Source organism: Spiroplasma endosymbiont of Colias croceus (genome assembly GCF_964020095.1).
GTDB lineage: Bacteria > Bacillota_I > Bacilli_A > Mycoplasmatales > VBWQ01 > Spiroplasma_E.
In genome coordinates, this window is sequence record NZ_OZ026536.1 from 926147 (window position 1) to 938217 (window position 12071).

The 12071-nt window shown below is 22.1% G+C and carries 9 protein-coding genes; 8 read left to right on the forward strand and 1 reads right to left on the reverse strand.

The genetic code is table 4. The features are described 5' to 3' along the window. Positions 1–43 precede the first annotated feature (43 nt). The 8 genes from AACL24_RS05725 (at position 44) to AACL24_RS05760 (ending at position 11284) form a co-directional block, all read left to right on the forward strand. Positions 44–784, forward strand: coding sequence for a hypothetical protein (locus tag AACL24_RS05725; RefSeq protein ID WP_339049166.1), 741 nt, complete (start codon positions 44–46; stop codon positions 782–784). Then, positions 785–1339 carry a hypothetical protein gene (locus tag AACL24_RS05730; protein ID WP_339049167.1) on the forward strand — a complete coding sequence of 185 codons (555 nt, stop codon included), beginning with the start codon at positions 785–787 and terminating at the stop codon, positions 1337–1339. 3 nt (positions 1340–1342) lie between these two features. Beyond that, entirely contained in the window at positions 1343–1684 is a 342-nt protein-coding gene (locus AACL24_RS05735) for a hypothetical protein (RefSeq protein ID WP_174480417.1), read from the forward strand. A gap of 43 nt (positions 1685–1727) precedes the next feature. Continuing rightward, positions 1728–3596 carry a hypothetical protein gene (locus tag AACL24_RS05740; protein WP_339049168.1) on the forward strand — a complete coding sequence of 623 codons (1869 nt, stop codon included), beginning with the start codon at positions 1728–1730 and terminating at the stop codon, positions 3594–3596. 4 nt (positions 3597–3600) lie between these two features. Continuing rightward, positions 3601–5124: a hypothetical protein gene (locus tag AACL24_RS05745; protein ID WP_339049169.1), complete on the forward strand. Its 1524-nt coding sequence runs from the start codon at positions 3601–3603 to the stop codon at positions 5122–5124. A gap of 1 nt (position 5125) precedes the next feature. Further along, positions 5126–6511: a hypothetical protein gene (locus tag AACL24_RS05750; RefSeq protein WP_339049170.1), complete on the forward strand. Its 1386-nt coding sequence runs from the start codon at positions 5126–5128 to the stop codon at positions 6509–6511. Next, positions 6423–9383 (forward strand): hypothetical protein, encoded by a 2961-nt coding sequence (locus tag AACL24_RS05755; protein ID WP_339049171.1) that lies wholly within the window; start codon positions 6423–6425, stop codon positions 9381–9383. Before AACL24_RS05750 ends, AACL24_RS05755 begins: the two co-directional genes overlap by 89 nt. Before the next feature lie 662 nt (positions 9384–10045). After that, positions 10046–11284, forward strand: coding sequence for an IS256 family transposase (locus tag AACL24_RS05760; protein ID WP_339048583.1), 1239 nt, complete (start codon positions 10046–10048; stop codon positions 11282–11284). Positions 11285–11357: 73 nt separating this feature from the next. Here AACL24_RS05760 and AACL24_RS05765 read toward each other — a convergent pair whose 3' ends face one another. Next, positions 11358–12032, reverse strand: a complete 675-nt coding sequence (locus AACL24_RS05765) for a hypothetical protein (RefSeq protein WP_339049172.1) — start codon at positions 12030–12032, stop codon at positions 11358–11360. Between the last annotated feature and the right edge of the window lie 39 nt (positions 12033–12071).

The following is a 12071-nucleotide window of genomic DNA, read 5'->3' on the forward strand; positions in this document are numbered from 1 at the left end:
TTTAAAATTATTAATTGACTTTTAAAAAATTTAATTACGGAATATGTCTATACTTAAAAAATTAACAAGTATATTAAAACCAAGTGAATTATCTATATTACAAAATGAAATTAATAAATTTAAAAATCCAATAAATAGTTTTAAAAATTCTATTATACCAACAGAAATTAGAACTGTTAAAAATTATGTAAATAAATTTGATAATTTATTTAAAGAAAATGAAGAAGAAATACCAAATAATGCATGAGAAGTATTATCAAGTTCATGATTTAAAAAAGGTAGATTTATTGTTGATAATAAAAATTTAAAAATTGGAACTTTAACAACATTATTTCAAAGTGATAATGATAAAAGACAAATATGATATGGTCCATATACTTATCCAATATTTCCACAAGAAATATGAATATTAATGACACAAGCAAAAGGTAAAAATGGTTCTGGTGCTGGAACAATATTTTGAAAATTTTGAAATAGAAAATGATTACCAAGTCAATTAAGAAAATATGTTAAAAGTGAATTAGCTAAAAAAGGTAAATATTATGGTTCACAAGATACTAGTGTAATTTATCCAAATAATATTAATGTTCAAAAAACTATGCATTTTATTAATAGATTAGAAAAAGGTTTTTTTAAATTAAAAGAATATAAAACTTTATCTAAAAATGAAATTGGAAGTACACAATGAAGATATGAAAGAAAACAATTATTAAAAAATTCTTTACATACAAGAAAATATATAAAAATTAAACAAAATTCTAATTTTTATAAAACATGAAAGTAGGTGGTAATTATTATTGAATTAGATAAACCAATTAAACCAATTGGTATATGAAATACTATTAATCCATTAAGTAAAGATAATAAAGAATATAAAAGATTAAATAAGATTTGATTTAATAAAAATAGTACTCATATAGATAAAATTAAAATTTTAATATCAAATATTTTAAAAATAACTAGTCATAGTCTTGGTATGTTTATAACATTATTTTTTACAATAACACCTTGATTAATACCTAAAATACCAATATCAATGGGAATAGGTAATTATACTCATCCAATAACTAATTTAATTATTGATAATCAAACTAATCAATATAATTTTACTTGACCTGACCATTTAATATTAACTTTATTTCCTATGTTTGGTCATATTGGATTAAATCTTATAACTAAATTAGGTAATTATGGAAAATTAATTAAATATTTATTAATAGCTATTCCAATAATAATTACAAGTCCTTATTTAATATATCAATATAAAGAAATTAAAAAACATAAAAAAGAATGTCTTTTATGTAAACAACATTCAAATAAAATACAATTGGAGGAATAAAAAATGAATTTATCTACAACAGTAATATCAGCAGTATTAAGTGGAGCAGTTGCTAGTGGAGTAATTGTTACTATTGTTTTATTATTTTTATCAAAATTTATTAAAAAATCAAAACAATCTAATTTAGCAAAAGAATTAAAAAATAATAAAGAATTAGAATTTATTAAAGCAAATATTAAACAAATAAATTCTCAATTACAATTAGAAACTACATCAACTGCTAAATTACTTGATAGTTTTAATGTAGAACAAGAACAAATAGATAATTTTGTAATAGCACAAAAATCTAAAAAGAAAGAATTATCTGAAAAAGATAAGAAAAAAGTAACTAAATTTAAAATTTAAAGGGTTTAAATACCCTTTATTTTACATTAAGGAGTAAATTATTATGGCTATTAAAGACCCATTAATGTTTATTACAATTGAAGAATTTAAAAATTGAAAAAGATTTAATAAATCATTATTTGATGAAGTTACAACACCAGATAGTGAAATTAGATATGCAATAGAAATTGCAAGTAGTAATATTGATTTTTTAAGTGGTTTTACTATTTCAAAAAAATGACCAGAAATAAATCCAACAAAATTTACTGATAATATACAAACAGCAACTACTAATTATGTTAATTTTTTATTAGGTAAAGGTGTTGAATATGCACGTGGTCAAGCAAGTATTGGTCAAGGTGGTATTACTTATTCACAAAATAATCCAGAAGAACCTTATTATATTGTTCCACAAGTATTTAATTATTTAAAAGAAATAAATGAATATCCAACTATGCAAGGTTTTAATCTTAATGTTTCACCTAAACAAAATTGATTTAAAAAATTTATGGGTAATGGTGGTGAACAAAATCCATGAGAAATTTATTTACAAACTCTTAATTTAAAATCATCAGACCCTAGAACTGAAATTACTATTAGTCATCCAAAAAATATTATGGGTTCAGTACTTTATATTGATACTAGGGGTATTAAATCAATAGATAATTTAACAACACTTGAATTATTTACTAAATATTTTAGTAATGATACTATGAAATTAGTTGATGGTAAAGAAACTCAAGAAAAGAAAGTTATTAGTGCTATTGGTGGTAATTCATTATGAGAAGTTAATAAAGATAATCCTAATTTTATTAATTCAAAAGATGATAAAGGTATTTCTGCTAATGATAAAAGAATTATTGATGTTGGTACACCTACTTTTGAAACTGATTCTACAAATAAAGTATATGTTGATACTTTATTAGATAAAAAACAAAATAAATTAACTGCTGGTGAAAATATTAAGATTGATGAAAAAACTAATACTATTAGTGCTACTGGTGGAAGTGCAGATTTATCAGATTATTATAAAAAAGAAGAAGTAGATAAAAAATTAGAAGATACAAAATCACAATTTCCAATTGCTTTTTCTATGAATGCTATTGGTCAAGAAATTCCTACTTTAGAAACTAGTAATAAAACTATTGTTGGTGCTATTAATGAAAATAAAATTAATATTGATAAAAAACAAGATAAAGAAAATTGAAAAATAATAGGTAAAAGTCTTGATAATCGTACATGAGAAGATTTTGCTCTTAGTTTTAATAAATATTATAGAGCATTTATAACATGAGATAAACCACCTTTTAATCAAACAAGTGTAAAACTAAAAATAGAATTTAAATCTAGTTCTACTCATATAGGTGGAGATTATATGCTTGTTAAAGGTAAAATTGATAATGAAGATGCTTCATTAATTATTAAATTAGGAACTGTTAATAGAAAAAGTCAATTAATTATTATTGGAGGAAATAAACAATATGGGAATATATTTTCATTAGAAGAATTACAAGATACTATTAAAGTTGATATTAAATCAAAATTACAAATAAGGTCTGGTAGTTTAACTACAAATGAAATAGAAGAAAATATTTGAGATATTGAATTAAAAAATACACCAACTCCAAGTATTCCACAATGAAAAGAAGTAGGAACAAAAATAAATATAAATCATATTAAATATACTTTTAAATCAAATACTAAATATAAAATTTATTATAATTTTGAAAATCAATCAAGTAATAAGAAATTTGCTTTTATGTGTAAAGAATTTTTATATGGTGAGTTGAATACTGATGTTCAAACATTATATTGAGATAAAGTTAATGAGAGAATAATAATTTCTTTACAAATGCAAAATGATACAATCGCTATTGTTAGTGACCCTACAAGATATGGCCAACTTTTAAAATTAGAAGAATTACAGGAATAATATTATGAATAAAGAATTTACATTTATATATGAAATAGTTTATTGATTATTAGGTGAATCTGATTTTACACATGATGAATATAATTTTAGTGGATCACGATATAGTAGTAAAACATTTAATGTTGCAATGATATTACCAGTATTATTTGCAGTAGCAATTAAATTAAATAAAAAAGTTGCTATTTATGCATTTAGAAAATTAAATAAAGATATTAATGATATGGTTAAAGAAATATATGAAGCATTTATTTCTGCTGGATTTAATGATTATGTAGACTTTAATTTAAAATATCCAAATAAACAAGCAGATTTTAGATTTAAAGGTAATAAATCATTTATACGAGTGATGGGTGTATATAGTAATAGTAATGATAGAATACCTTTAAAAGGTCTTTCTAGAGCAGAAATAAAAGGTTTTGATTTAGCAATAGAATGAGAAGAAGAAGCAAATGAATTTAGTCAAGCAGAATTTCAAGCAATAACATTTGCTATTGGTAATGCTAAAAAAAGAATTAAAATAACAACTTGTAATCCAGATAATATATATCAATATCATATTAATTATATGAATGAACGTGTACCTTTTAATTTAGAAATAATGAAAGTAAAAAATGAACAAATAAAATCAGTATTTGATAATAATAAATTTAAATTATTTCATTATTCAAATTGAAAATTAAATAAACATAACTTATCACAAGATATAATTAATAACTTAGAAGAATTAAAAGTATTAGACCCTATTAAAGCACAATCTTGATATTATGGTGTACCTAGTGTTTTACAAGGTGCTATATTTGCAAGATATTTAGATAAAGTAAATACTGAATTAGATTTTCAAGTTTCTAAAATAACTGGAGGATTAGATATAGGTATGGCAACAAGTAGTAGTGGTCATCCAACTGCTGCTTCATTATGATTTATTGGTGAAAATCATAATGGAAGAAGAGCACATAAAGTAAGTGAATTTTATCATAGTAATGCTAATATTAATGGTCAACCAGCAATGTATTTTAAAAATACTTATGAATTAGCAAATAGTATTATTGATTATTATTTAATTGAAGCACAAAAATATTTTGCTATGTTTAAAGGTTTTACTTGTTATGTTGATTATGGTAATGGTGGTCAAGCATTTATTGATGTTTTAAATGTAGAAAAAAATAAAAGAAATATGAATTGATTAAATTTTGAACCAGTAGATAAATCAGTAATGTATTTAAAAGATAGAATTGATTTTACTACTACTGGATTAATTAAAAATATATTAAGTTATGATTGAAATAATTGTCCAGAAACTAAAAGACAATATAGTTTAATTCAATGATTATCTAAATCTAAAATAGAAAATTCAAATAATGAACCTAAAATGTTAGATTTATATGATGATACTTGAGATAGTGATTGTTATGCATTAATGAATGATATGAAATGATTAATTGAACAATTAAATAATGAATTATTAATTAATAAAACTAAATTTGAATTTGGTAAACAATATAGTTTTATTAATAATAAGGAGTGATAATATGAATTATAGTCCAACAGAATATTTTAGTATACATGAAGATAATTGAGAATTAGATATACCTAGAATTATTGCAAATAAAAGTACAATGTTATGATTAGGTAAAGGTTTATTATTTAAAAGTGAAAATAAAGACTTATTAAATTTTTTAAATAAATTAAAAGATAAAGATAAATGAAATGAAAAATTATATCAATTTGGTATTCAAAATTCATTATTAGGTAAATGTTTTTTAATATGAATGTTAACTAAAAATGGTGAATTAAGTTTAACTTTACCAAGTCCAAGTTTTATGTCACGTGTTGCTAAATTTAATGAACAAGAACAATCAGCAGAATTATTTTTTATGAATGAACAAAGTGATAATGGTAGTTTAACATGAGTAACAATAGAAAATTCAAAAGTAAAAGTTGAAATATTTAATGGTAATAGAGAAATTTTATTAGGTAGTACAAAATCAAAAATTAAATCAGAAAGTCAATTAAAACAACAATATGAATTAAAAAATCCATTTGGTTATTTACCAATTGTTGAAATTACAAATTTACCACAAATTCATTTTTATGGTAATAGTACACAAATGAATGCATATCCAGATTGTGCACCAGTATGAAATTTAATATGAGATTTACAACATATTATTAAACAAAAAAGAAAAGAAAGAATATTAAATTTAACTAGATTTTATGGAATTATTGATAATGAAAAATTTAAAGCTTTAAATTTAAGTGATGATTTTCAATCAATTATTAAAGACGCATTTTTAAATATTACTACTGCAAATTATGTAAAAGGTGGTAATGGTGGAGTTGATATTGTACAAGGTAATCCAAAATTTGGTGAATATTGACTTGATTATAATGGTACAGCAAAACAAATATTTAATGGTGCTGGTTATGATTATGATGAATTTAATGGAATTAATTATGAAAATAAAACTAAAACATTAATGAATAATAAATTTGATATGCAAACAACAGAAGTAAAAATAACACATTATACAACTTATTTATATAGAATGTTTGATATGTTAGTAACTTCTTCTAAAGATGAAAATGGAAAAGTATATTGAAATGGTAAAGGTGAAAGACCTTATAGTTTTGAATTTATACCAATTGCTATGGTTGACCAATTAGTACAAGATGAATTAATTAATAGTAGATTAAATAATGGTACATTATCAGTAATTGAAGCAATTAGTTTATATGAAAATATTGATACATTAATGGTAAAACAAAAATTAGAACATATTATTGAAGAAAGTAAATTTTTAAATAAACATTTAGGAGATAATACAAATGATAATAAGCAACGCAATGAAAATTCAATTAATGAAACAAGCACATCTAGCATTAAAACAAACTCAACAATTAATAAAGAGATGTAGTTATTGAAAAATATTTCCATTTGTTATAAATAATGGAGCAATTCCTTTAACTGAAACTGGTTATAAACCAATTAATAGTAAAATTAGTGATTTTGGACAATATGAATTAATATTAACTGGTACTACTCCAGTTGTATGTATTTGAAAAAATAGTACAAAAATATATCAAAAAAATAAAGGTAAAATTAATGAAAAAACTCATAAAGTGTCTTCACAAGACCAATATTATACAAAACAATATAAAATTGGTGATTATTGAAATGCTTATTTAATTGATGATACAAGTGGTGTTGATTTTAGTAATTTACCAAATAATCAAATATTTAAAACAGTACAAACAAAAAGACAATATACTTTAGTAATGTTTGAAGAACATATTACAATTGATGATTATTTACAATTTTTTGTAGTATTTAATGATGAAAATGAAAATATTGGTGGTAATAGTGGTAAAAATCAAGATAGACAATTATTATATATTTCAAATGTAACAAATTATTATAGTCCTTATAATGGTGCATTTAGTATGCAAGTATTAACTTTTAGTAGTTTAAATGATAGAGTAGTTTCTACTGGTCAAAATACACTTGATTTTGTACAATATGCAAGCCCAGGTAGTGGTTATGCTTTCCCTACTATTCAACAAGGAAAAGTAACTTTAAATCGTACTTTAATGCGTGATATAGGAGTAAGATATAGTCATAGACAAAGTTATGGATTAGAATTATTATCAAGTTGTTATTATTATGGAAGACCTATTATTCAAGGACAAGAACCTATTCAACAAAATAATGAAGAAATATTTGAAAGTAAAGTATTTGCTTCAAGAAGATTATTTATTGCTGGTAATAATGAAAAATCTACAACTGATATTAAAAATAATGGTGGTTTACTTGCTGGTATAAATGATAAAATAACAACAAGTAGTCATCCTGAAACTACATTTTATAATATTATGGACGCTAAACCAACTGGATTTACTAATTTTAAAAATTTTACAGAATGATTAAAAACTTCATTAAATTTTCAAGAAAATTTATTTGTAACAAAAGATTTTAAAGGTATGTTAGCATTTGATAAAGATAAAGCAAGATTAAGTAATGGTACATCAGTAGGAGAAGCAAAATTCTTTTGAGATAGTGAATGAAATATAAATAATTTAACAGGTAATTATAATGTAGATATGTCAAATAATTTTAAATATAAAGACCCAGATACTCATTTAATTATAGGAAGTCCAACTGTTGATTATTCAAAAATAAGTCAAAAATATATGTCAGGAATATTAAATTTTAATAGTGTTGTATTTTCGCCATTAATACAAATGCCTTATGATAGTACTCAATGATTACCTTTTGCTTTAAGTGATATTCCTTTAATTGGTAAATTATTAAATGCTTTAACATTAGGTATTTGAAGTAGTTGAGTTATTACTCAAAATGTTCAACAATATAAAAAAATGTTATATTTTAATGGTTTTATGAGTGCATTTTTTACAAGTAATTTAGAAAATATTATTGGTAATGGTGGTTTAATTCCTTTAAATGCTTTTACAAATGATAATGATTTTGCTATTGGTAAATTATTAGGAGCAAATGTTTCTACAACTGCTATGACAATGAAATTAAGTGATAGAGTAAGTGTTTATCCATGAAATCCTGAAAATGGACAAAAATTAAAAGAAAAAGAACAAATAAGTACAGTTGATTTATCACAAAAGAAAAATAATAAAGTTTATATTTTAGCTGAAGATAGTGAGTTTTTAGATATAGCAAGTCCTTTTACAAATGAAGATACTAATTGTGAATGAAATGCTACAAGTAATGGAGTTATTGATGGTTCAAATTATGCTTATATTATTGATACAATTGTAACTCAATCATTACATCAAGGTGAAGAAAGACATACATTTTATAGTGATAATCCTTTTACTTATCAAGGTGATTATAATGAAATATCAGTTGCTCAGTTTAGATATAATAATATGGGTGCATTAACTGGAAATGCTTTTAATTGAACTACTTTATATAAATTAAATCATGATGAATATGAAGAAACTGAAGAAACTACATTTAGTTATCCTGCAAAAATATTACCACCAAGTCCACAAAATATAGCAAAATCAATAATTATTATTCCAAATTTAAAAGTAGAAATGACAACAAATGATGTATCATTAATTGATACAAGTTCGGTATCATATAAACCTAATTTTAATGTTTGACTTACTAATAATTCAAATAAATTAGGTAATTATGAAGTTGATTTAAAATCTTTATTAGACCCTACATTATTAATTAAGTCTTTTAATGATTTAAAAAGATATTATAAATCAATAACTATTTATTACGATTATGTTATTGAAACAAAAGAAGAAATAAAAAATTCTCATGATAATAAATTAGTAGTATATTCTACAAAGGAAACTTTTAGACCGGCAAAAAGTCAAAATATAAGTAAAACTATTGATTTAAAAGATTTAATATTAAGTAATAATAATCCAACAATTAATGAATATAAACAAGAATTTTTACATCCAAATGATAATAATGATGAAAATGGATTAGCATATATTTATACTTATAGTAATAATAATTCAATGCCATATAATTTAACTGGTTATGAATTTAATCTATCAGTACATTTTGGAAGTTTAGGAAGAACAGTAAATAAAAATTATGAAACAAATTCATGTATTGCGATGAGTATTGTTGATAATAAAAATCTAAAATGAAATTTTTATTTACAGGCAAATTTAGGTAAAATTGAATGTATAAATGATTGAAAAAACAATTTAATATATACACATGGAAAAAGATATATCAGTAATATTAAAACTAATATTTATAAAATAATTTTAAATTCAAGATAAAAATTATTTTATATGTTAAAATATTTATGTTTATGATAAATGTTTTTATGGAGTACTATTATATGAAAAATATTTTAAAAAAAATAAAATTTAAAGAAAAAAAACATGATTAATAGTTATTAGTTTTATTTATTTAATTATATCAATTTATTATTTAGGGACATTAATTTATTGAGATAAATTTTATGATAATGTAAGTATTATTACTGATGATATGACTAAATATTTTAGTAGTGGAAGAATTTTTTAATTAAAATGTTATCTTTATGATTTGTGGTTTCTATTGGTTTTTTTATAGGTTGAGTAATTTTAAAAGTTACAAAAAATAAGATAAAATCTAACCAAAATAATATTTCCCCACAATCTTAAATATTAATGTATAATTTATTGTAATACTTATCAAGGGTTATAGAGAAAGATAAGTATATAATTTTCACTGTTATATTATTAGGTTGGCACCTAATATAAAAGTTACCATTTAGGTAACTTTTTTTATATAAAAAAATATTAGTAAGGCAACACTAATGTACTTAGTTCATTATTATTTCAAATGAATACCATACTAACAGGTAATGTTTAGTAATCTGTGTAACTTACAAAAATAACTATGTTTAATTAATTCTAGTAAATATAATTAAATGACTAGAAAGAGTGAGTTACAGATGGCTAAAAAGCAAAATATTAATAATAATGATCCAATATCAAAAGCAGTAGATTTATTATTAGAAAATACTGAAGATTTAACAACAGTTTTTAAAGAGGGAGGATTGTATAAAGAATTAACAAAAAGATTAGTAGAAAAAATGTTGAATTCTGAGATGCAAAATTATTTAGGATATGATAAGAATCAACATAGTAATAGTGACAATGCTCGTAATGGTATAAGTTCAAAAAAAATAATAACTCAACAAGGTAAAATTGAGATTGATGTACCACGAGATCGCAATAGTAATTTTAATCCTATAATAGTTGCAAAAAGACAAAGAAGATTTGATGGTTTTGATCAACAAGTTCTTTCTTTATATGCAAAAGGTATGACATTATCAGATATTAGAATGCAATTACAAGAGTTATATCATGGTGCTGATATTAGTGAAAGTGTTATTAGTCAAATTACTGATGATGTTATTGATGATGTAAAAGCATGGCAAAATCGACCATTAGAAAGTGTCTATCCGATTGTTTATTTTGATTGCATAGTAGTGAAAGTACGACAAGATAAAAGGATTATTAATAAATCAGTTTATATAGCTTTAGGAGTTGATTTAGAAGGTAAAAAAGATGTTTTAGGTTTATGAATTAGTGAAAATGAAGGTGCTAAATTTTGATTAGCAAATTTAACAGAAATGAAAAATCGTGGCTTAAATGATATTCTTATTGCCTGCAGTGATAATTTAACAGGCATGTCAGAAGCAATACAATCAGTTTATCTTAAAACAGAACATCAATTATGCATAGTTCATCAAATTAGAAATAGTTTGAAATATGTCTCATATAAGCATAGAAAATCTCTAGTTGCAGATTTAAAACCAATTTATACTGCATGTAGTGAAGAACAAGCAATGCAGGCTTTAGAATCCTTTGAAAATAAGTGAAATAAACAATATCCTCAAATTGCTAAATCTTGATATAAAAATTGAGATAATTTAATGGTTTTTATTAGTTATCCTACAGAAATCAAAAGAGTGATTTATACAACAAATGCTATTGAATCTGTAAATAGTCAATTACGAAAAGTTATCAGAAATAAAAAAGTTTTTCCTAACGATATGTCAGTTTTTAAAATATTTTATTTAGCAATTGACAATATAACAAAAAAATGAACAATGCCCATTCAAAATTGAAATACAGCAATTGCTCATTTTATGATAAAATTTGAAGATAGAATTAATCTAAACTAGTACTTTGTAAAACAAAGATACACAGATTACATAAAAGCCTCTACTAACATAATATAATTATACCACATTTAAATTAAAATATTTCTTCAAAAAATTTAGGTCAAAATTTCTTTTTTACTTTAATATTATGAATTTTTAAATAATTTTCAACTTCTTTGTTTTTATCATTATATATTCTATTAATTCCATTTGCTATTTTATCTGCTACCATAATACCACTATATAAATGTGATTTACAATCATCTTTTACATAAAATATTATATTTTTTTCTCTAAAAATTCATTGTGAAAAAATAGTATATTTATCATTATTAGATTTATAATTTAAAAAATTTTCAATACTTTTTCCATTTAATTTATTAAATTGATTTCTAATTTGTTCATCAATATATAATGATATTTTACAATTTAATAAATTAAGTTGATTAATAATATATTGAGATAAAATTGCAATACAAATATTTAGTATTCTTTCAGTTTGAATATCATTTTTATATTTGTTTTTAAGTTTATTTATATTAATCATTAGTGAAAAACTTTTAATATTATGTTCACTTAATAATTTTAAGATTTTATTTTTATGTGATGTTCTACTTCAAAATTTAGAACCTTTTATTTCTTTTCCACCATTAATTTCTTTTAGTAATTCGCGAAAACATTTTTTAAAATTTAAATATTTTTCTTTATTATCATATAATTTACCACTATCATCAATAAATATTCAATATTCTTTTATATTATTACTCATAAATAAAAACTCATTCCCATTTTTTTATTTGTTAATAAT